Raw genomic sequence first — 22,308 nt, forward strand, 5'->3', positions numbered from 1 at the left:
GAAGTTGGGCTGATAAATAGCAGTACCTACCAAAACCGAGGCGCTGACCAATCATTCCTGATTTACCTGAATAAACTTGATATTTCTACGCAGTCCTTCCCACTTGGTGCGTTTCAAAGCCGACTTTTTAAAAACCCGATCAAAGGTTTCTTTAGTCATTTCTTCCCAATCCAGCGATTCCAGCTCGGGCTGGGGCAAAAATTCCGGTTCCTGATGAGGTTTTGAAAAACGATTCCAGGGGCACACATCCTGGCAAATATCGCAGCCAAAGGCCCAGTTATCCATCTTTCCCTTGAATTGCTCCGGAATTTCTTCCTTGAGCTCGATGGTCAGGTAGGAGATGCATTTAGAGGCATCCACCAGGTTGGCCTGCAGGATGGCATCCGTAGGGCAGGCATCAATGCAGCGGGTACAAGTGCCACAATAATCGTGGGCAATCGGTGCGTCGTAGTGAAGGGGTAGGTCAATGATCAGCTCTGCCAGAAAAAAGAAACTGCCCATGTGCTGATTTAAAAGTAAACTGTTTTTTCCGGTCCAACCTAATCCTGCCTTTTGAGCCCATTGCCTTTCCATGACTGGCGCACTGTCGACAAAAGCCCTGCCGTTGATGTCCCCGATTTCTTCCTTTAGGATTTGAAGAAACCTTTTGAGTTTGTCTTTAATGACAAAGTGGTAATCTTTTCCATAAGCATATTTGGCGATTTTGATGTCTTCTGTTCCTTCCGGCAGCTTCTTTGGGGGGTAATAATTGTATATCAGACTGATGACCGACTGGGCGTTGTCCACGAGTTTGCCCGGATCCAGTCTTTTGTCAAAATGATTGGCCATATAGGCCATTTTGCCCTGGTAGTTGTTGTCTAACCAGGATTCTAATTTTGCTGCTTCCTCTTCTAAAAAGGCGGACCTGGCGATGCCACAAAAGTCGAAACCCAACTTTTCGGCTGTTTCTTTGATTAACTGGCTGTTTTTTTTTCTGGTATCCATAAACTATGGGTATCGAATGCGGTGCAGCGGAAAGCCTACAAATCAAAAAGACTACCGGATTGACCACCAAAATCCGGCTTGATTTTTAAATGTCCGTAGGCCAGTTCAGTGGCCATCCTTCCCCGGCTGGTTCTTTTAAGGTACCCTTCCTGAATCAAAAATGGTTCGTAAACTTCCTCTATCGTTTCGGCCTCCTCTCCACAAGCGGTGGCAATGGTAGAAATGCCTACCGGTCCACCATTAAATTTTTTAATGATGGTCAGCAGGATGCGGTTATCCATTTCATCCAGTCCGTTTACATCTACATCCAGTGCGTTGAGTGCCATTTTTGCGATGTCCAGGCTGATCCTTCCATCCCCTTTAATTTCTGCAAAATCCCGGGTTCGGCGCAACAGGTTGTTGGCAATTCTCGGGGTGCCTCTGCTTCGCCTGGCAATCTCAAAAGCAGCTTCTTCATCCAATGGAGTGCCCAGAATGGAGGCGGAGCGCTTGACGATGGTGCGAAGCAATTCCGCATCGTAATACTCCAACCTTGCGTTGATCCCAAACCGCGCCCGTAAGGGGGAGGTAAGCAGGCCGGAGCGGGTGGTGGCTCCCACCAGCGTGAAGGGATTCAGGCTAATTTGTACGGAGCGGGCGTTGGGCCCGGAGTCCAGCATGATATCAATCCGGAAATCCTCCATGGCGGAATACAGGTATTCTTCTACAACCGGATTGAGCCGGTGAATTTCATCAATAAAGAGCACATCTCCTTCTTCGAGATTTGTCAAAAGACCTGCCAGGTCGGATGGCTTGTCCAGCACCGGCCCGGAGGTAATTTTTAGGCTGGATTCCAGCTCATTGGCAATGATATGGCTCAAGGTAGTTTTTCCCAGACCGGGAGGTCCGTGAAGTAGCACGTGATCGAGGGATTCTCCTCGTCTTTTGGCAGCCAGAACGAAAACCTTTATATTTTCAACGGTTTTTTTCTGACCCGTAAAATCCTCAAAACTCAGTGGTCTTAAAGCCTTTTCTATTTCTTTGTCCCCCGATCCCAGGCTTTCTTCGTCACCACGCAGATAATCTTCTCTCATATTCACTAGCTAAGAATTACAAATATAAAAAAATTGGTCCGGTTTTCAGTTACCATTTGCCTTTACCTGCCTCACTAACCAAAGGATAATAGGTAAAAACAAAGGGCATTTGGAAAATAAGAATTAACTTTCGGAAAATTAAAACAGACATCGTTTTATGCGAAAATCTGCCAAGAAAAATATCATTTACAGCATTTTGTTATTGTTGGTGGTATTTATGGTGTATCTCTACAGGCAAAACCAAAATGCACCGGACATTGAAGAATCGGATGATCAAAAAATGGTGCTCACAGGCCCTACCATGGGTACCAGCTACCGGGTGGTTTACCTGGACCCTGGCAGAAGGGATCTTCAGGAGGAAATCGACTCGTTACTGGTTGATATCAATCAATCCCTGTCTACCTATATTCCCGATTCGGAATTAAGCAGATTTAACCGGAATGATTCGTTGGAATTCGACTCCCCTTACCTGTATCCGGTATTAGCGGCCAGTGAGCGGGTATATGAAGCCACTTCTGGGGCTTTTGACCCGACGGTCGGACCTTTGGTTAATGTTTGGGGATTTGGTCCGGAAGGAGCATCCTTGAAGGATAGTGTGGAAGTCAGACAGCTTTTAGAACGGGTAGGCTTTGATCAATTGCTGTTTGATCAAAGTGGAATTAGGAAATCCAATCCGGACAGCTACCTGGACTTGAGTGCCATCGCCAAAGGCTATGGGGTGGACCTGGTAGGTGAATTTCTTGAAAGCCGGGGAATTCAAAATTACCTGGTAGAAATAGGAGGAGAATTGGTGAGCAGGGGGGTAAATGAAAACGGAGAACTGTGGAAAGTGGGCGTAACGAGACCTACCGAAGAAGGCCTGGCCAATGAATTGTATTCCATCATTGCATTGGATAATAAGGGCATGGCTACCTCGGGGAATTATCGTAATTTTTATATCAAAGATTCCGTGAAATATTCGCATACCATTAGTCCTTTTACCGGGTATCCGGTAGAACATCGCTTGTTGAGTGCCACGGTGCTGGCAGCGGATTGCATGACCGCCGACGCATTTGCCACGGCGTTTATGGTTCTGGGATTGGAGAGGGCCAAGGAAATTCAGGAATCAGTGGAAGGCCTGGAAATCTTTCTTATCTTTAACGATGAGCAGGGACAGGTGCAATCCTATGTAAGTAAGGGACTGGTTCCTTTTCTTACCAATGTCCAGGAAGAAGAATCCAAATAACCCGGTATTTATTATGCTTCATTTTCTTTTTCTATTTATCGCTGCATTTGGTGCGGGATTGCTAGCCTTATTTATCCCGGGATGGAAGGAAAAGAGTTTCAAACTGGGGTTGATTTTTGCCGGAGCCTATCTTTTTGCCATTACCATTTTACACATCCTGCCCGAACTTTTTGCAGATCAGGATTCTGCCTATTACATGGGCTTGTATATTCTTTTGGGATTTCTGCTTCAGCAGGTCCTGGACTTTATGTCTTCGGGAATTGAGCACGGACACATCCACGACCATGGAGGGCAAAGCGTGGGTAACAGTGTTTGGACCTTGATGATCGGCTTGTTTTTACACGCCTTTCTGGAAGGGACCCTCCTTTCCAAGCAGCCCATGCTGGCAGGGCACCATCACGGTAGTGAAACCTTGTTGATTGGGATCATCCTTCACAAGATGCCGGAAGCGTTTGCGTTGGTAGCTGTATTGATGACCCGGATGAATAAACCGGGAGTTTTGCTGTTATTGGTTCTCTTTTCCCTGGCTTCCCCACTGGGAATGATTTCCACCGATTTGCTATACGACCAAGAGCTTATCGGAAGGGGAACCTTAAACATTTTGTTCGGCTTGGTGGCAGGTGGTTTCCTACATATTTCCACGATCATCTTTTTTGAAAGCTCTCCCCAACACCGCTTTCAGCTGCACAAGCTGCTGATCATCTTATTGGCCTCCGGATTGGCTATTTTGACCGAGTTTATTATTTGATAGCCTTTATTTACGAACCCGAAAGATTCGATAGGACCGGTATTCCTGACCGAACTGATCTTGGGTTTCTACCTCTAGTCGATGCGTCCCTACCGAAAGGTGATCTGGCAGGGTGGCGGTCCAAATATGGTTGGAAATCTGAGGCGGATCCATCTTCCAACCTATACCTTCGTCTACCGAAGTACCATTTGATAATTCCAGGTCCAGGTATTTATCCAGGCTGTGCATCCAGGCGTTTAGGGGGTCTTCCTGGGGATCAAATTGCATTGGGATCCAGGTGTTTGAATCCCCTACCCTCATTTTAACTTGTGATTTCTCAGAACCTGCGAATACATTGACCAGCACCGCGGTGTTTTTTAGTTCGTTTGTAGGAATGTCATCCGGCAGGTGGATGTTCATCTGATAGGAAGCTGGTCGTCGGGCAGCCTTAAACCGGATGCGGTAGTCGGTCCCGTCAAATTCCACCAGACTGTAGCCATTCGGGGCACCATCGTTCATTGTGGCATGCGGGATGCCGGTTTCGTCCTTTAGTCCCACCCACCAGCTTCCGCTTACGGTAGCATTGATAAAGTGATGGTGCGGGGTTTCGCCCTTCCAACCCTCATCCTGATCGATGAACACATGATTCATGGTATGCGTGTGGCCAGCAATAGATAAGGTATAGGGTCTGTTTTGAAGCAATTGAAATAGCTGCTTTCTGCCTTGAGTTCGTGTGATCGGAGCGTGTTGCACGATTACGACTCGCTTTTCAAGCGGCACAAAATCAAGGAAGTTTTTGATGAAATTAAGCTGTTCGTCGGTGTATTGGGAGGTATACTTACCGCTTTCATCATAATGAATGTCGCGAATGACGATGAAGGCTACTTTGCCATACTCAAAAGCATAGGTACTGGGACCAAAAAAACGATTAAAGGTTTCATCCCGGAATGGATCCTCCGTAACATCCCGGTTGTGGTCGTGATTACCAAAGACGTAATACCAGGGGATACCAATCTGCGCGGTGCTTTCACTGATTTCCTCAAAAAGAGCCGGGTCGTCTGCCACGATGTCTCCCAGGGTAATGCCAAAAGCAGCATCGGTAGTCAAACATTCCTCAATTACATCGTGACTCACATAATTCACTTCTTTTATACCTCTTGCCTGTGGGTCTCCAAACAGTAGGACCTCAAACCGGTCCTCTTCCTCCTGCGGATGCAAAGGAAAATTAATCTGCTCCGGTAGCGGCCCAGTAGGAGTAAGGCCCGCAACCTCGGTGAAGGGGGAGCCATTTGGTTGGTGCCAATAGTAATACTGAGCAAGGTGATTGGCATTTAAGGGGCTTTGATAACCAGCTGGTTTGATAATAAATACAGCCTGGCCCTCCCGAACCGGTAATTTCCAGCCGCCATCAGGACCACTTTCCGTCACCTCTACCCCATTGGTAACCAAGACAGAGGGTATCCCGGGTTCTCCCGGGTCCAATTTGCCGTTATTATTGAGATCCTGATATACCTGACCCCTTGCGATTTCCTGAGCAAGTATTTCATTGAGTAAAAATATGAAGTGCAGTCCTGACAGCAGGTAACTAAGGAGAAGTGGTTTCATTCCAATAGTATCTTTGATTGAGAGAGAGATGCCTAAAGGAATAACCGGATCTGCCCCCAAACGGACTATCAATCTGTCAAATACCTTTGCTGAAAAAAAATGCCGGAGCCTTATGTTTCCATAAGACCCCGGACAAACCCTACATTAAAAAATAACCAACTAACACGACGGATTTCCAACTTCCTCTTTCCTCACTGATCCGTTTCCCATTTCTTTAACATCCGAAACTTAGCAACGAAAAAGGATTAATCCGAATGATTAAACATATAAATTACTGATAAAATGCACAAAATATTTTCTTTATTTTGAAATACATTAAAATATATGTTGAAAGTTTTAATATAGGTGTTTTTGTCCTTTGTCTAGTTAAAAAATGCGTTTAAAAAAAGTAAGCGATTGGATGTCAACTAAATACCTTAAAAATATCCAAAAAATCTTGAAAAAACATTGTTTTTTTATGGGGCTGTCCATGCTTGCTTTAGCACGAGTGTAAGCTAGGAAATAGAACTTGAAAAGGAAGAGCCGGTAACCCATTTTGATGTAGGCCGGGGATTCTATTAAAGACGGTAGGGAGCAAATTAAAACAAAAAGATGCTTCTAGTTGGCTAAAAACGCAAGCGCTATTCGGTTAAATTCCTCCGGTTTTTCTACATTGACTACGTGTCCACAGGCGGGAACCACTACGAGCCGGGCCGAACGGTGATTTTTGACCAGTTTGGTAATGGATGGCAGAAACATATAGTCTTCCTCTCCCATGAGATACAAGGTGGGGATGGATGTTTCCCTGATCCTGAAAAAGGCCAAAAGGGGATTTACCTTTGCCGCCAGGGTAAACCACCGGATAAATTCTTTCTGATAGAGTTTTTTAGCTTCTTGTACAAAAAGATACCGGGAAGCTTTGTGGTTTTTGCGGGGCATGATGATAAAAGCAAAAAGCTTGTAGAGCATCAGGTAGGGAATCACCGACTTCAATAAAATACCCAGTCTCATTAGCACTTGCCCTCGAATATTAAGTTTCATGATGGCTCCGGCCAGAATCATACTACTGACCCTGTTTGGATGCCTTTCGGTGATTTCCCGAATAATGATGGTTCCCAGGGAAATACCAACGAAATGGGATTGCTTGATTTTCAGATGGTCGAGTACTTCGACTACCTCATCCCCTATGACATCAAACGAATATTTTTTTAGTTTTTCGTAGACATGGTTTTTTGATTTTCCATGGCCCCGTAAGTCCACCAAAAGGACGTTAAATGATTTTTTGAAATCACGAATTTGCCGAAACCATATCGCACTACTGCCCCCGGCACCGTGGACAAATGTTACCCACGGAGCTTCCGGATTCAGCGTATATGTCGTATAGTGAAGCATTAAAAATGTAAACACCAAACGACTCACTAAGGTTTAACTTCCCGGATAAACGGTCCTTTTTTTGTTTCCAGCCAATTCCCTATTCTCTTTTGACTAGTTCCCAAAACGAATCCGGATCTTTCATAACGATGCGGAATCCCAGCAGGTGAAAAATTTCCTTATTGAGCCATCTGGCGATTTTGGGGTTGGCGGTGTAGCGATTTTGATGGTTTTTTTTTCTGGCAATTCCCGGAAGCAATGGTAGCATTTCCGGAAGAAATGTTTTCCTTATTATTTTGGAAAGCCAAAGCCAAAATGTTGAAACCGGTCTTACAATAAAAAAGCCCTCTTGCCCCATTTGCTGGTAAAGTGGAAGAAAAACCATTCCCTGGTAGGGGCTGATGACAGGTTCTCCATTGTTTCGAGCCAGTTCGTGTCCTTTTCGAATGGGGTTGAAATTGAAAAATCCAGGGTTCATCCTAAAGTCTTGTTCCGGGCTGATGGGATAGCGGCAAAGAATTTCGTAAAAACCTTCCGGAATGTCCAGATTACTTTTTAGCCAGCCCTCCTCCAATTCCTTTTCGTTCTGGGTCAATTGGATGATACCTAAGTAATTCATGCAGAGTTTGACAAAAGCCTGGTGCCTGCGAATGCTGTCGGGGTCCTCGTGCTTTCCTGCCTCAAACCCCAACGCCGGGTACCCCAGGTCATTGATATGGCTCATCAGAGGGCCTTCCAGGTATTCCTCGATACCCAAGATCAAAGGCACGGGAAATTGTTTGGCAGCAGACCGATTGACCAGGGTGTCGTTAAACGGGAGAAAGGCACAACTTTCGGAGGAGGTGGTGTGTAAATCGGCAAATAACATTTTACCCGCATTGTATTTTGCAATGATGCTCGTAATCAGATGGTCCAGGGAGGCCAATTCTTCCAATTCCGGATAGCTGAATCCGGCTTCCCCCGGTTCTTTCATACGGACCAGATTCAGGTTTTCTCTGGTCCAGATGCGATTCAGGTCTTTTTCGATGTACCGTTGTTTTCGTTTCAGGGCCTGGTCATTTCCTTTGAGCACGATTACATTACCCTGAAAGCTAAACTTTCCGGTATTTTGTTCACCGAAAAGGTCTTCCATGGCCAATACAGAGGCCGGTTCGTTGCCATGAATTCCAGCGATTACCACCAGAGTAGGTGATTTTTCATCCTGGTGATGCGCAAATAAAATCCGGGGATTATTTGTAGTGAGAAGGGTTTCAGGCATTGTTTTTCTCGTAAAGTTTGTCCCAAATGCTTTGGGCATCCTTATCCGTCACCAATCCTATCAACTGGTCTCCGTCTACCACCGGCAAGCAGCTGATTTTTTTATTGACCATCAGCAACATGGCATATTTGATGTCGGTATGAGGTCCTACGGTCACCAGTTCGGAAATCATAATGTTTTTGGCTATCTCCAGTTCATTTTCCACTTCACCCTTTTTCTCCAACGTGGAAGCCGTAATCAAACCGGTAAGTTTTCCTTCTTTGTTTTCTACGGGGATGTGATGGATGTTTTTCCAACTCATGATCTTCTTCACCAGTGCAACCAAATCGTCCTCCTGAACAGTGATTAAGTTGGTGGTCATGATATTCCCAATCCAGTCGTATTGGATCGGAATGGCCTTAAGTTCTGCAGGGCTGGCGGCCTTCCATTCGCTGACCGGTAAATCAGATTTCCTACGTTGTTGAATGGCACCGGTGAGGGTGACCATGGCCTCATCCCTGCTCATGTGCTTTTTTATTTTCCGGTAACTTTTGATCATCCAGCTGCTACCGGTCTGGCCGGTTTTTACCCGTTTCCGGATGACCTCCAGATACTTGGAAGCCTCTGCCTGAGAGATCCCAACCTTAGACAATCCCTGCTCGGCCATGGGTAACAGTTCGTCCAGGAATAATTTCTGGACGGGCACCATTTGATTTTCCCAGGCCATGCTGCTGAATATGCCGGAGGTGGCTGCCCGATAAAAGTTCCCTTTTGTATCTTCAAAGGACTTTCGGTGCCAGGATTTCCGGTAATGATCCGGCATGGCCTTCATTAGTCCCACCCAGAGTACCAGGTTGGCCATTTCGTCAATGATCGTGGGACCCGAAGGAAGGTATCGGTTTTCTATTCTTAAATGAGGAACGCCATTTCCCGTGCCAAAGCAAGGCCTGTTCCATCGCCAAATGGTGCCATTGTGAAGTTTTAGGGCCTGAAGGTCGGGAATTTGCCCCTTTGCCAGCTCATCCAATGAGTTGGCAGTGGATTTATGGGTGAGAATTAGGGGGAATCGGGCGATATTCTCTTTGTAGATTTCAGTTGTCTCCCGAATCCAGTGATTGCCAAAGGAGACGCGCTGTTCTTTTTCTTTTAAGTGATAGCCTTTACTTCGGATATCAATACTTTGCTGAAAAAGTGGAATCCGGGTTTCGGACCACAGTTCCCTGCCAAAAAGCAGGGGAGAATTGGTGCAAACCGCAAGTACGGGGCCTGAAATCAGCTGAGCCCAATTGTACTGGTCCACAAATTCTTCCGCACTTACCTGAAGGTGACATTGAAAACTGGTGTTGCAAGCTTCAAACAGGATATTGGTATGGGCTAATATCAATTCATCCACCCCCGAAATATTTAACTCAAAATCCTGACCTCTCAATTGCTTAATGATCTCATCCAAGGCCTGATACCTGGGGTTGGGGGTCATGTAATCCATTTGGCCCGAGCGAAGGTCTATGGAAGGTAAAATGCCGGTAAGAATAACCGCATCTCCAAAGGTAGTCGCCACTTGTTCGGCTTTTCGCAAGTATTTGCGGAGTTGTTTTTCCATGATAGAAAAGGACTCCGCTTTTAATTCCACTGGATCCAGGTTTAGCTCCAGGTTGTACATGGCCAACTCGGAAGTAAAATGAGCATCCTGCAGCTTGCCGAGGATCAAGGGGCCATTTTTTGATGGCTTGTTGTGCCGGTCGATCAGTGCAAATTCCTGTTCTGCTCCTATTCGTTGGACGTCTTTTTCAATGAGCCCATCCCGGATCATTTGATCCAGTGCGTCGATATCCTGGATCAGGTTTTTGAGGAATTTTTTTCTATCCGATAGTTTTATTCCGGTATTTACGCGATGTTCTCCCATGCTCCCAACAAGTTACGGAGGGAAAAAGGAATTTGGAAACACCAGGCGAATAATCCCATAAGCGCATGAGAAAAATCAGTGAGAGGGCCTCTGCTATTCCGGTTTCAGATAAAAGGTTTGCCAGGGTTTAGCTTGGTAGATAAGTGCATTTTTTCCTGACGGTTGTGCCGCAAGACTACTGAAGGGAATCCGCCACGGACTGGGCCAGCATTTTTGCGCCTTCTTTGTTCGGATGAACGCCGTCCGGGAAAAGCGAGGCATAAGGCTTTAATGAATGGTGGAGGTCTATGATCTCTGCGCCCGTTCTTCTGGCTGCTTCCCGGATAAGAGGACTCATTTCTTCCACGATTACCTGCTCGGTGATTCCCCAGGTATCTTTAAATACGGGTGCGGGCAGGCATACAAATACCTTCCCCTCATCGGGCATGTGCTCTTTGAAAGTGCGGATCATTTCCAGATAATCGTTTAAGAAATCGTCTTTGTGGGCCCAGTTTTGGGGTTTGGAGTCGTTGGTGCCCAGTTTGATGACAAGGATGTCCGGTTGGTAGTCTTTTACCTGCTGCAATTGGGGTTCGTTCCAAAAAGGAAAATCCCCCTTTTTTAAGAGCGTTCGGGCACCAACTCCGAAGTTCTTTACCAAAAACCCCTGGCCAAGCATTTTTTGGAGCTGCAGCGGATAACTGTCCGGATGGTTTCTCCCGGGTCCTTCCGTGATGCTGTTACCGATACAGGCTATTTTGACGGGTTGCTGGGCGTGACTTCCCTGGCCCCAGAGCATTAAGAGTGCGCAAATCACTTTTTTCATTAGGCTAAAAATCAAAGTATCGCGAAATTACATACTATTTCGCTGAAACGGCGGATTCAAATTGTTAATTTGCATTTTAATCGCATATCCGTGGGCATACCTAAACAATTTTTCAGGGTCGTGTACGAAAGATCCAACCTGCTTTCGCTGGACGTGGTTTTGGGAGCCTGTGCGGGCATGTATTTTTTTGCCGATATGATGCGGGTTTCCCTCTTCTGGTATTACTACTTGCTGTTGGCATTGGCGGTTTGGACCATTTATACCTTTGATCACCTCCTGGATGCCCGGAAAGTTTCTAAAGTCGCGCTTTCCAAAAGGCATCGATTTCACCAGCAACATTTTAAGCGATTGGCAGCGGCACTGGTGCTTACCGGGCTAGCGGGAGCGCTGCTTTCCTTTCATTTTTTAACCTATGAAAGATTACTGGCGGCTGGATCAATCCTGTTTTTTCTGATTGTAGGTGTAATGATCGGGATCCGCCTGGGAAATAGGAAATCAGCCATTGCCAAAGAATGGCTCATTGCCATTTTTTATGTGGCAGGCATCATTCTGGTGCCGGTAGTTCAGCTTGATTTTGGTTTTATTTCCGGAAATTGGTTGTACTATGTTCCGGCTTATTTTATCCTGGCCTGGTTCAATCTGGTATATTTTTCCTATCTGGATGGGGCACTGGATCGCGCCGAGGGGCATCATTCCATCATGACGGTTTTGGGAAAGCGAAAAACCAGAAATTTGCTCGGGACGTTAAGTGTAACGGGATTGATCTACGGGCTGTTTTTATTTTTCCACCTACCTTCCTATTTCCACCACTATACGTTGGTATGGGCATTAATGATGCTAATTCATGTGCTATTTTTCATGGAGAGGCCAGTTAATATTACAGAAGCCAGAAGGCGCCTTGAGCTTACCTTTTCCTTTCCGTTGTTACTGCTCATCCTTTAGGTTATTTTTATGTCGAAAAAACGAATCCCCGATCACTATTTGCTACTAGCGCCTTTCTATGAGTTTTTCTCCATAACGGTAATTGGTCCCGATTTTCAGCAAAGCAAGCAAGCATTTTTGGACCGGATACAAAAAGGGGATACCGTGCTGGTACTGGGCGGCGGCACCGGTGCCATTCTTCCCCAAATCCTGAACCAAATCGGAAGTACCGGGAGAATACTCTATATGGAGGCCTCCGGATCCATGATTAAGCGAAGTAAGCAAAAAGTGGATCGGCATGCTTCCAGGCAGATTCAGTGGATCCATTCGTCGCGCTTTGAGGAGCTTCCCCCGTTGAAGTCGGATGTGATTATTTGCCAATACTTTCTGGATGTATTGTCCGATGAACGCATCGATCAATTGTTTAAAGAACTGGATAGCAGGGTTCATTCGGAAACCAAATGGATCTTTACGGATTTTTTTCCGAAAGCAAATCGGAAGTGGTTACTTTACTTCCTAATTTTAGTATTTCGATTGCTCGCCGGACATTCCCGAAAGGACCTGCCGGATTACCCATCCTTTTTCCAGAAATGGGGCTGGGAGCCGGTGCATCGAATCCCTTTTCAACAAGGGTTTTTTCAAGCCATTTGCTACAAGCCTGCCCCCAAATCAATTAATTCGCCAATTACCTCTTTAAAGTAAGCACCATTATAGGGGCCATAGAAATTCATGTCCCTTACCTCGTAGTAGTTTTCCTGGTAATATTTGTCTGGCGTAATGTATCCGATATACCCCCCATTGAACGTAGTGATAAACAGGTTCATCCCCAGATCGGCAGCTTGCTTTTCCCAGGCCTCGTAAAACACGCCGGAAACCTCGCCGGAAGAGGAAATAAAGAGGGTATTGCCGATCTTTACCAGGTCAAAATGGGCCGGATAATCCCCGATGGCCCAGTCAAAAAGCCAGGGCCGAATGCGCCAATCGTTACTAATGCGAAAATGAGGCTCGCGAAGTTGTAAAGGTAGTTTTGCAGCAAAAACACCCTTTCCGTCTGGTTCACTGATTTCCTCCCGATTTTGGTCTACCATGGAATCCAGTTCGGCCGCGTAGGCTTTGACGCTCTTGACATCATTTCCCTGAATGTGGGGGCGATGACTGCCCACGGCTCCCGCTGCGAAAAGTACTAGGTCATGCCGTTCTTCGAGTTTTTGTGAAAAGTAAAAGGGATAATCCCCTGATAACCCCATAAAGCGACTGCTCAGACAGGTGGCATGTGCACTGTAGCTGACCAGACTCGCGCTTTCACCGGCCGGATTCCTAAGTGTCAGTTGACGGATATAGGGGTCCACGGGGTCGGTTGCTACCAATCGGTTGGTGACAAAATTTTCGGCATTACTTTTACTATAATCAAGTTGGACAGTATCCATCTGCACAAAGGCCTCCTGCAGGGCTTGGACGGTGCTTGCGGAAATCAGATCCACCAGGTCTTGGTTCCAGCCTCCCAGCGCCAGGCTTCCTACGGGGCCGGGAATAGTGCCGCCCATACCACTATGGGTGTGTGTTGCGGTAAAATAGACATGGTCTATCGGAAGGGCACGCTCCTTAATTTCTTTTCGCAGGGTTTCTGCCAGCCTGGGGTGAACAATAAGTAACTCGTAATTTAAAAAGGCTATCTTAATATCGCTGTTCCCGAGGATTACTGCTTTGACAAAGCTACTGTCCTGGACGAATTCATAATTGCCTCTGGGCCGATAGGCTACCAAGGGTACCGGCGTGGCCGGGGTCATGTTAGCCTTTGCCCAGCCACCTAGTAGAAAACCCTGGTCGGATCCCGCCACGTGCAGACTGTCCAGGGTAGCCATGGTTTCCTTGTAGTATCCCTTTTCCTGATAGGGTGTCCAGTCTACGGTCGTAATAGTTGCCAGAATAAGCAGCAGAAAGAACCCTGCCAGGTAAAGCAAAAATTTAGCAATGGCTATTATGGAAAGGCGTAGCAGGGGCATGGCTTAGCCCTCATAGGTGTATGTTCCGTGTTTGCCGCTTACGGTCACCTTTTTCCCTTTGTAGTCAGTGACTCGGCCAATAATCCGGGCTTCCACGCCAAACGCAGTTGCCAATTGAATGACTTCTTCCGCTACCTTCTCTTCGAGGTATACTTCCATCCGGTGGCCCATATTGAAAACTTTATACATTTCCTTCCAATCAGTGCCACTTTCCTGTTGAATGATCTTAAAAAGCGGAGGAGTATCGAAGAGGTTGTCCTTGATCACATGCAAGTCTTCAATGAAATGCAGCACCTTGGTTTGAGCACCGCCGCTGCAATGTACCAGGCCATGAATTTCAGAACGGTGGGTTTTGAGCAAGGCAGCTATTATCGGTGCATAGGTGCGGGTGGGGGAGAGGACCAATTTGCCCATATCCAGCGGGGTGCCGGGTGCAGGGTCGGTTAAGCCAAAGCTACCTGAGTAAACCAGCTCTTTTGGTACCTGCGGATCGAAACTCTCTGGAAAAGTTTTGCCAATGCTTTTTCCAAATACATCGTGACGGGCGGAGGTAAGTCCATTGCTTCCCATTCCGCCATTGTATTCGGATTCGTAGCGAGCCTGTCCGAAAGAGGCCAACCCTACGATCACATCGCCTGCAGCAATCCGGTCATTGGAGATGACCTCGTTCCGTTTCATCCGGCAGGTAACCGTGCTATCTACGATAATCGTACGCACCAGGTCTCCGACATCGGCGGTTTCTCCTCCCGTCAATAGGGCATTTACGCCATGGTCTCGCAACATTTGGAGAACTTCCTCGGTGCCGTTGATGATGGCTGAGATAACTTCTCCGGGAATCAGGTTTTTATTTCTACCGATGGTGGAGGAGACTAAAATATTATCGATGGCTCCCACGCAAAGCAGGTCGTCAAAGTTCATGATGATCGCATCCTGAGCGATTCCCTTCCAAACACTCAGGTCTCCGGTGGCTTTCCAGTACAGGTAGGCCAGAGAGGATTTTGTCCCCGCCCCGTCGGCATGCATGATATTACAATAGGCCGGATCATTGCCCAGGATATCTTCGACGATTTTACAAAACGCCTTGGGGAACAGGCCTTTATCCAGATTGGAAATGGCCTTGTGTACGTCTTCCTTGGAGGCCGATACCCCGCGTTGCATATACCTTTCGTTCATAAGCTTGGCTTTGAAAAAACAAACAGGCCGCAAATATACGGATTTTACTCGGTGATTTCTATCACCTTAAACTCGGTTCGACGGTTTATCTGGTGCTCTTCCTCTGTTTGGGCATTTTCGATGATCAGCTGCTGCTCGCCATAACCCCTGGCTTCCAGTCTGGATGGATCAATTCCCTGGGAAACAATGTATTCTACCGCTGATTCAGCCCTTCTTTGAGACAGGTCTTCGTTATAGGCATCGCTGGCCCGTGCATCGGTGTGGCTGCTTAGCTCTATCCGGATTCCGGGATTGTCTTTCAGGATCTTAACCAGTTTATCCAGCTCCTGTGCCGCATCTGGCCGGATTTCTGCCTTGTCCAGGTCATAGTAAATGTTCTCCAAGACGATGGCCCTTTCCAGTACCAACTGTTCCAAAACGATGGTGGTATCCAGTGTAATATTGGTTACCTCCTGGATGAGGTCCTCCGGGGCCGGCGTTTTGCCAACCGTGCTATAAGGAATGCTCTGCGTAAAATAGCCCGTTTTGGAGGCGATCATGGTGTATTCTTTTTCAGGCTCCAAGGGGAATCGTAGTCTCCCGCTTTGGCTGGAGAAATTACCATCAATTGTCTGATTATTGTCATCATACAATACCACCCGGGTTTGGGGAAGTACCTGCTCCTCTCCACTCTCCAATCTTTCTTTGGTGACCACATTCAGCAATACGTTGACCACCTTGGGGGGAGGTGTCATGTCTTTGAAATAATAGATGTCATCGTCTCCTTTACCACCAGGTCTGTTGGAGGTAAGGTAGCCCTCTTCAGGATAATCGGTGAAAAAGATTCCAAAATCATCCGCAATGGAATTAAAATTAGGACCGAGGTTCCTCACCGTAATCGAACCGTTTTCCTCTTTGGCTACAAACAGGTCCAATTTTCCGTACCCCGGATGTCCGTCGGAGGAAAAGTAGAATTCGCCGTTAGGAAGCGGTCTGGGAAATAATTCGTTACCGGGGGTATTGATTTCAGGCCCCATGTTTACAACATTACCAAAATCGCCATTCGCAAGCTTGGTGGAACGGTACAGGTCGATGCCCCCATATCCTTCGGGTCTGTTGGAGGCAAAGTAGAGGGTATCTCCGCTTGCACTGAACGCTGGGGTGGAATTCCAGTATTCAGGTTCACCGTTGACGGGCATAAAGATGGGTTCGGTAAAGCCCCCTCCTCTGAAATAGGAGGCAAAAAGGCTTACCTCCGGAATGACACTTTTAGAGGCAGCATTTCCCCTGGCGTAGATAATGGTATTTCCATCAGGGCTGATAGCGATGGCACCCTGGTTTAATCCGGTTTCGTTTTGAAATTCCGGTAGCGTTTGTACATTTTGTACATCCACCTTAATGCCCTCTGCCCTGGCCCGGAACAATCGGGTGTAGCCCTGACCCGTAGCCGGGTAGAGATCTCCGGCACCTCTGGAACTGGTAAAATACAGGTAGTTTTCACTCAGCACAGGTGCATAATCAATTCCTGGTGTATTAAGCAATTCGTAATTTTCCAGTTCGTGGTTGGGCCAGATGGGTTCAATTTCAGACAGGGCATCAATATTTTTAACCTCTTTCTCTGCAAGAGCGATTTTTTCATCGTCCATGGTCAGGGTTTTGGCCGCCTCAAAAGCAACTCTTGCCGAATCGTACTCCCCTTTCCCCTTCAGGCTTTTCCCCTTGTAATACTCACTTTCAAACGTAGCGTTCTCTTCAGAAACCATTTCGTAATAGGTTGCTGCTTTTTCAATGCGGTTAGAAAGCCGATAGCTCTCGGCGATAAAAAGGTTTGCCTCGTTATTGTCCGGCTCCTTCTCTAGTAATTTGGAGAAGGTGCTGATGGCCATCTGGTATTCCCCAGTGCTAAATTGGTTTTGAGCTTTCTGTTGCAAACTGGTACAGGAAAACTGGAGAAAAACCACCATCAGCGGTAGCCAGAAAGCGGGGTGAAGGACAGAAGACGTTGCTTTTTTCATACGAAATGAGTTCCCTAACGAAATTAGTGGGCGAAATATTTTTTCAACCAACTGGACTCAGCCGGTATCAACCATTCATTGTTCAAATCTGCTATTTTATTGACACCGGGGTTGAATACCTTACTGCCAGGCTGTAATTGCCCCTCCTGAATATGGGTTTTGATTTCCGGCAAAAATGCCACATTAACACCCGACTCGCTCAGGTACGATACTTTGCCGCTATCCAATAGGTTGATGGAAAGCTCCGTTTCAATTTCTCTTAGCACCCGAACCGAACTATCTATGGAGCAGCCACTGGCTCCCAGCAGGCCTTCATCCACGGCCAGGACTATAAACTGGTCGAATTTGATGTCAAAAGAAGTCGGCATCTGTGAACCGTGAGTGTTCCATTGATTGCAGAAACTGACCAATTTGGAAATGATCCAGGTTTTTTCTTCTTCCTTAAATGGCCTATTTGCCTGGTATACCCATACTCTGGCTTCTTCCGACATTTCTTCAAAAGGTACATACATGCCTGATTTCCTTTAGTTTAGTTGTTAACGTTCTCTATAGATGTTGCTTGTTTGGCATATTCTGTAGAATTAAACGTAATTTGAATTTATTATGATACAAAATAGGGATTAAGATCCACTAAAAAACGCAATTAACCAAAAGAATGTTGCCTCACCGGCAACAACTCTGGTTTTACTTACCCTGACAAACCTTGGTCTTTGGCAATGAGTTCCGCCAGGTCCAGGACCTGTACGTCTTTTTCCTTTTCTTTGTTTTTAACCCCATCAGCCATCATCGTCAGGCAAAACGGGCAACCCACAGCGATCGTTTTTGCTCCAGTCTGCAGCGCCTCCTCCGTTCGTTCTACGTTGATGTCCTTGTTGCCTTTTTCCGGTTCCTTAAACATTTGCGCCCCTCCGGCACCGCAACAAAGACCCTTGCTCCGACAGCGTTTCATCTCTACCAGCTCCATATCCAGTGCTTTGATCACATCCCGGGGTGCTTCGTACACGTCGTTTGCCCGGCCCAGGTAGCAGCTGTCATGAAAGGTAATTCGTTTGCCTTTAAAGGTTCCGCCCCCTTTCATCACTATTTTACCCTCCTGAATCAGCCCCTGCAAAAACTGGGAATGGTGCATCACCTCGTAATTTCCCCCCAAGGCAGGGTATTCGTTTTTCAGGGTATTGAAGCAATGCGGGCAGGCCGTGACGATCTTTTTGATCCGATACCCATCCAGCACCTGTATGTTGCTGATGGCTTGCATTTGAAAGAGAAACTCATTGCCTGCTCTTCGGGCGGGATCCCCGGTACAGGTCTCTTCCTCTCCCAATACGGCGAAATTGATTCCGACTTTGTTCAGTATTTTTGTAAAGGCAAGGGTTACCGCCTGGTACCGCTCGTCGAAGGAGCCCGCGCATCCGACCCAAAAAAGTACTTCGGGCGTTTCACCTGCAGCAGCCTTTTGGGCCATCGTGGGAACTTGATAGGTATTACTCATTATTCGTTGGTTTCTTTTCTTCCTGATTTAGTTTCGATGCCCAGTTAAACCGGTCGGTCGGGGGGAATTTCCAGGGGGCAAAACTGGTTTCTATGTTTTGAAACATCGCATTCCACTGGGCGGGACTGCCACTTTCTTCCATGGAGGTGTACCTTCTTAATTCCAAAATAATGGATAGGGGATCGATGTTAACCGGACAGGCTTCCACACAGGCATTGCAACTGGTGCAAGCGTTGATTTCTTCCTGGCTGATGTAATCGCCAAGCAGCGATTTGCCATCGTCTTTTCCTTGCTTTCCGGCCGCTTTGGATTGGCTGATTTCCTCTGCCCTGTCCCGGGTGTCCATCATGATTTTCCGTGGAGAAAGTTTTTTCCCGGTGATGCTGGCGGGGCATTCGGCCGTGCAGCGGCCGCATTCGGTGCAAGAAAAGGCATTCATGATCTGGACCCAGGAAAGGTCCGGGACATCCTTTGCACCGAACCTACCTATTTCCGCCTGATCGGTTGGTTCTGGAGCAGCCGCTAGTCCCAGCATGGATTTCACCTCCTGGGTGACAACATCCATGTTCGGCATTTTTCCTTTGGGCTCCAGATTGGAATACCAGGTATTGGGAAAGGCCAGAAATATGTGCAGGTGCTTGGAGTAGGTCACATAGATGGCAAAGCCTAAAATACCGATGATATGAAACCACCAGGCAAAGCGTTCCAAAAATAGCAGGGTAGTGCTGCTCAACCCCTCAAAGAGGCCCTGAATGCTGCTGCTAATCCACAGCCCTCCTAATGGAAGGTACCCTTCTACCCCACGATAGGCTAATAGTTGATCGGTCGCATTCATGGTCAGTATGGCGATCATAAGCAAGATTTCAATCCATAAAATCAGGTTAGCATCTAATCCGGGCCAGCCCTTCAGCTCGGCCGAATTCAGCCGGGGAACGTTCATTAGATTTCGTCGGACCAGAAAAGCGACACAGGAAATCAACACGCCCAAAGCGAGCAGTTCAAACACATTCATGGCCAGGGTATAAAAGCCTGCCAGTGCTGAGGCGAAAATACGGTGGGTACCGGCCAGCCCATCTATGATAAATTCCAATACCTCCAGGTTGATCACGATAAAGGAAACGTAGATTATCAGGTGCAATAAGGCAGGCCCGATTCGCTTAAACATTTTCTGTTGACCAAAGGCTACCAGGGCCATGGTTTTCCATCTTTCTTTGGGCCGGTCGTTTCGGGCAAGGGGCCTCCCCAGCAGAATGGTCTTTCGGATATAGCTGATTCGCTTATATAAAATAAACCCTGCTGCGGCCAGAACCAATAAAAAAAGGATTTGCGGTAAGCTGCTCATAGTGAATGTATTACTCTTAGGCCTCTATTTTTTTATTCAAATCGTTTGTACAAAAGTAACAAATACCTACCTTTGCATCACTTTCAGCGGTGATGTAGCTCAGTTGGTAGAGCATCGGACTGAAAATCCGTGAGTCGGTGGTTCGAGCCCACTCATCACCACTGGCCCTGGTTTCGACCAGGGCTTTTTTTTTGCCTTTTTTTTAATATTGAAGCTAATTTCGGTCCTGCTGTCGTTTTTCATTTCCGCGGCAAATTAATAAATAGTACCGATGCATACTATTATAAACGCATTAATCAACCCGCCGCAACAGCAGTTGTTCATATTTTTAGTACTTTATAATCGGTTGAACCCATTTGAAAAATAAATGCTGAAAAAAGTTGTCCAAAGCTGTAACATTCCCCTGCGAACTTCATCCTATACATGAATGAGCACTTTTTTTGAAGCAACGATATGGCCGCTACGAAATAAACTGTACCGCATGGCGTATCTCCGAACAAAAGACCGGGATGCAGCGAACGATGCCGTTCAGGAGGTCTTTTCGAAAGCATGGGTACACCGTCATAGCCTCGAGCGGATGGAGAATCCCGTGGGATGGACGGTGAAGACCCTCAAAAATCAAGTGCTGCAGCAGTTTCGGACCAAAAGCAGAATGGAGCCCCTGGGAAATCAAGAGGAAACGGTTCAGGAAGAGCCGGTCGAATCCCAGGAAGACAGCCAATCGGTGAAATTGGTGTTTCGCTTTTTGGATGACTTGCCCGCTAAGCAACGGGAGGTGTTCGAATTGCGGGAAGTGGAAGGGTTGACCTATGAGGAAATCGCCGGTTACCTGGAGATTTCACCCGAACAGGTAAAGGTAAACCTGCACCGGGCCAGAAAGAAGCTCAGGGAATTTCTAATGAAATGTAAGAACGATGAACGATAGATTAGATCAATTACTGGAGAAATACTGGGAGGGAGCGAGTTCACCTGCGGAAGAAGGGGAGATGAAAGCCCTATTGGAGAAGGTGTCGGGATACGAGCAGGAAAAGGCATTTTTCTTGGGAGTAGCAGCGATTAAAAAGTTGAATACCACGATATCAGCTAACCCTGATTTTAGGGAGATGCCTCCTCCAGAAAAACGTGGATTAGTGAGAGGCTGGATGAAAATCGCCGCAACAGTGATTTTACTTGCCGGTTTTGGTTTCCTGATCCAGCAATATCAGGTACGGCAAGAAAAAGAAGCGCAGGCCCAGGCCTATTTTGAGGTTATGGAGGCCTTTAGCCTGATCCAGCAAAATCTGCATAGGGGAGAAAAGGAAATGGAGGTCATGGGTGATCTCAAATATCTGAATGCACCCCACCAAATGTTCAACCTTAACGACTTACAAAATGATTAGGAAGTCAATTTACCTATTAATACCCATGCTGCTGGTTCTTGGTAGCCTGCAGGCGCAGGAAAGTGCCATTGAAAAATTTTATTCCAAATACGTGGAGGACGAGCGCTTTTCCCGGGTCTATATCAGCCCCAAAATGATGCAGATGGCGGGTGGTTTTTTGAATTCCAACAGCGTAGAGGGCGATGAAGATGCAGACGACATGCTAACCCTAATCTCCAAAGTAAAGGGAATTCGGATTTTGTCCGGCGAGCAGGTCAATGGGCTAAACATGTTTGAAGAGGCCATCGGTCTCCTTAACCGCAACCAATACGAAGAGCTGATGGACATCAAAGACAAAGGCAGTTCTCTGAAATTTATGGTACGGGAAGAAAGTGACCGGATAAAAGAGCTGCTGATGGTTTCGGGGACGAAGGAAGAATTTACCCTCATGAGCATGCTGGGGGATTTTACCTACAAAGACCTGAACATGCTATCTGAAAAAACCAACCTGCCGGGTATGAAGGAATACGGGCAGGGCAATAAAGAATAAGTTTTAAAAGATCAACGTATTGACTATCCATTTAACGACACAATTATGAAAAATGCACTAAACCTTGTTTTCCTTTCCCTGTTCTTTTGCCTACCGCTAAGCCTCTTTGGACAGAGCAAAAGCGTGGACCGGCTTTACAATCAATACAAAGGCGAAGAATCTTTTTTCCACCTGGATCTGGCGGGTAATTTCCTGGATTTTGCCAAGGGTTGGGACATCGATATCGAAGAAGCAAACCTGTCTGCCATCACGGAGAGCATCGAACGGGTCAAGCTTTTCAAGCTGCCGGTGAGTGGTAACCAGGCACGAGCCGATTTTAGAAAGCTGGCGCAGGGACTTGAGCGGGAAAACTACGAACTAATGATGGAGGCGGAAGAAAAAGACAGCGGCGTATCTATTTATGCCCTGGGTCAGCGCAGCATGAAGGGTCTGGTGCTGCTGATCCGTTCCAATGAGGATGCCGAGTACCTGGTGATAGAGTTGGAAGGACAGTTCGACCAAAAGGCGCTGGCCAAAGTGGGGAAGGGTATTTGATTTTTTTTCCACTGATCCTTGGGGTATTCTGAGAT

Annotated in this window: 21 protein-coding genes and 1 tRNA gene; 9 read left to right on the plus strand and 13 right to left on the minus strand. The window is 46.8% G+C overall.

Going from position 1 to position 22,308, the window contains the following annotated elements:
* Positions 1-51 precede the first annotated feature (51 nt).
* Together queG and ruvB are read right to left on the minus strand one after the other, a co-directional pair.
* The gene (gene queG, locus GJQ68_RS05700) at positions 52-984 is read right to left on the minus strand and encodes a tRNA epoxyqueuosine(34) reductase QueG (protein ID WP_162416346.1); all 933 of its coding nucleotides are present in this window, start codon (positions 982-984) and stop codon (positions 52-54) included.
* Between the two features lie 35 nt (positions 985-1,019).
* Positions 1,020-2,057: a Holliday junction branch migration DNA helicase RuvB gene (ruvB, locus tag GJQ68_RS05705; protein ID WP_162416347.1), complete on the minus strand. Its 1,038-nt coding sequence runs from the start codon at positions 2,055-2,057 to the stop codon at positions 1,020-1,022.
* Positions 2,058-2,214: 157 nt separating this feature from the next.
* Here ruvB and GJQ68_RS05710 point away from each other — a divergent pair, with 157 nt between their 5' ends.
* Complete coding sequence (locus tag GJQ68_RS05710) at positions 2,215-3,282, plus strand: FAD:protein FMN transferase (protein ID WP_162416348.1); 1,068 nt, start codon at positions 2,215-2,217, stop codon at positions 3,280-3,282.
* Between the two features lie 13 nt (positions 3,283-3,295).
* Positions 3,296-4,030, plus strand: coding sequence for a ZIP family metal transporter (locus tag GJQ68_RS05715; RefSeq protein ID WP_162416349.1), 735 nt, complete (start codon positions 3,296-3,298; stop codon positions 4,028-4,030).
* A gap of 6 nt (positions 4,031-4,036) precedes the next feature.
* Here GJQ68_RS05715 and GJQ68_RS05720 read toward each other — a convergent pair whose 3' ends face one another.
* The 5 genes from GJQ68_RS05720 to GJQ68_RS05740 form a co-directional block, all read right to left on the minus strand.
* Positions 4,037-5,614 carry a calcineurin-like phosphoesterase C-terminal domain-containing protein gene (locus tag GJQ68_RS05720; protein ID WP_162416350.1) on the minus strand — a complete coding sequence of 526 codons (1,578 nt, stop codon included), beginning with the start codon at positions 5,612-5,614 and terminating at the stop codon, positions 4,037-4,039.
* Between the two features lie 597 nt (positions 5,615-6,211).
* Complete coding sequence (locus GJQ68_RS05725) at positions 6,212-6,985, minus strand: alpha/beta fold hydrolase (protein ID WP_162416351.1); 774 nt, start codon at positions 6,983-6,985, stop codon at positions 6,212-6,214.
* 79 nt (positions 6,986-7,064) lie between these two features.
* Positions 7,065-8,222, minus strand: coding sequence for a succinylglutamate desuccinylase/aspartoacylase family protein (locus tag GJQ68_RS05730; protein ID WP_162416352.1), 1,158 nt, complete (start codon positions 8,220-8,222; stop codon positions 7,065-7,067).
* On the minus strand, positions 8,215-10,104 hold the full coding sequence (locus GJQ68_RS05735) for a CBS domain-containing protein (protein ID WP_162416353.1): 1,890 nt from the start codon (positions 10,102-10,104) through the stop codon (positions 8,215-8,217). The genes GJQ68_RS05730 and GJQ68_RS05735 overlap by 8 nt, the downstream gene beginning before the upstream one ends.
* 175 nt (positions 10,105-10,279) lie before the next feature.
* Entirely contained in the window at positions 10,280-10,909 is a 630-nt protein-coding gene (locus GJQ68_RS05740; RefSeq protein WP_162416354.1) for a DUF459 domain-containing protein, read from the minus strand.
* Between the two features lie 120 nt (positions 10,910-11,029).
* Here GJQ68_RS05740 and GJQ68_RS05745 point away from each other — a divergent pair, with 120 nt between their 5' ends.
* Both GJQ68_RS05745 and GJQ68_RS05750 read left to right on the plus strand, forming a co-directional pair.
* Entirely contained in the window at positions 11,030-11,851 is an 822-nt protein-coding gene (locus GJQ68_RS05745; protein WP_162416355.1) for a UbiA prenyltransferase family protein, read from the plus strand.
* A gap of 9 nt (positions 11,852-11,860) precedes the next feature.
* On the plus strand, positions 11,861-12,532 hold the full coding sequence (locus GJQ68_RS05750; protein ID WP_162416356.1) for a class I SAM-dependent methyltransferase: 672 nt from the start codon (positions 11,861-11,863) through the stop codon (positions 12,530-12,532).
* On the opposite strand, the gene GJQ68_RS05755 is transcribed toward GJQ68_RS05750, so the two are convergent.
* From GJQ68_RS05755 to GJQ68_RS05780, 6 genes are all read right to left on the minus strand, one after another.
* Positions 12,481-13,833 carry a neutral/alkaline non-lysosomal ceramidase N-terminal domain-containing protein gene (locus GJQ68_RS05755; RefSeq protein WP_162416357.1) on the minus strand — a complete coding sequence of 451 codons (1,353 nt, stop codon included), beginning with the start codon at positions 13,831-13,833 and terminating at the stop codon, positions 12,481-12,483. The two genes, GJQ68_RS05750 and GJQ68_RS05755, sit on opposite strands and share 52 nt — an antisense overlap.
* 3 nt (positions 13,834-13,836) lie before the next feature.
* Positions 13,837-15,006: an AIR synthase related protein gene (locus GJQ68_RS05760; protein ID WP_162416358.1), complete on the minus strand. Its 1,170-nt coding sequence runs from the start codon at positions 15,004-15,006 to the stop codon at positions 13,837-13,839.
* Positions 15,007-15,050: 44 nt separating this feature from the next.
* Positions 15,051-16,949, minus strand: a complete 1,899-nt coding sequence (locus GJQ68_RS05765; protein ID WP_394351279.1) for an OmpA family protein — start codon at positions 16,947-16,949, stop codon at positions 15,051-15,053.
* 74 nt (positions 16,950-17,023) lie between these two features.
* Positions 17,024-17,512: a hypothetical protein gene (locus tag GJQ68_RS05770; protein ID WP_162416360.1), complete on the minus strand. Its 489-nt coding sequence runs from the start codon at positions 17,510-17,512 to the stop codon at positions 17,024-17,026.
* A 176-nt stretch (positions 17,513-17,688) separates the two neighbouring features.
* Positions 17,689-18,489: a (Fe-S)-binding protein gene (locus GJQ68_RS05775; protein WP_202927883.1), complete on the minus strand. Its 801-nt coding sequence runs from the start codon at positions 18,487-18,489 to the stop codon at positions 17,689-17,691.
* On the minus strand, positions 18,482-19,831 hold the full coding sequence (locus tag GJQ68_RS05780; protein WP_162416361.1) for a (Fe-S)-binding protein: 1,350 nt from the start codon (positions 19,829-19,831) through the stop codon (positions 18,482-18,484). The genes GJQ68_RS05775 and GJQ68_RS05780 overlap by 8 nt, the downstream gene beginning before the upstream one ends.
* Before the next feature lie 88 nt (positions 19,832-19,919).
* Here GJQ68_RS05780 and GJQ68_RS05785 point away from each other — a divergent pair.
* The 5 genes from GJQ68_RS05785 (at position 19,920) to GJQ68_RS05805 (ending at position 22,273) form a co-directional block, all read left to right on the plus strand.
* A tRNA-Phe gene (locus tag GJQ68_RS05785) sits at positions 19,920-19,992 on the plus strand.
* Between the two features lie 266 nt (positions 19,993-20,258).
* Positions 20,259-20,756 (plus strand): RNA polymerase sigma factor, encoded by a 498-nt coding sequence (locus GJQ68_RS05790; RefSeq protein ID WP_162416362.1) that lies wholly within the window; start codon positions 20,259-20,261, stop codon positions 20,754-20,756.
* Complete coding sequence (locus GJQ68_RS05795; RefSeq protein WP_162416363.1) at positions 20,746-21,210, plus strand: hypothetical protein; 465 nt, start codon at positions 20,746-20,748, stop codon at positions 21,208-21,210. Before GJQ68_RS05790 ends, GJQ68_RS05795 begins: the two co-directional genes overlap by 11 nt.
* Positions 21,203-21,739 (plus strand): DUF4252 domain-containing protein, encoded by a 537-nt coding sequence (locus tag GJQ68_RS05800; protein ID WP_162416364.1) that lies wholly within the window; start codon positions 21,203-21,205, stop codon positions 21,737-21,739. The genes GJQ68_RS05795 and GJQ68_RS05800 overlap by 8 nt, the downstream gene beginning before the upstream one ends.
* A gap of 45 nt (positions 21,740-21,784) precedes the next feature.
* Entirely contained in the window at positions 21,785-22,273 is a 489-nt protein-coding gene (locus tag GJQ68_RS05805; protein WP_154856269.1) for a DUF4252 domain-containing protein, read from the plus strand.
* The last annotated feature ends 35 nt before the right edge of the window (positions 22,274-22,308 follow it).

Source organism: Cyclobacterium roseum, from assembly GCF_010119225.1.
In the GTDB taxonomy this organism is placed as follows: Bacteria; Bacteroidota; Bacteroidia; order Cytophagales; family Cyclobacteriaceae; genus Cyclobacterium; species Cyclobacterium roseum.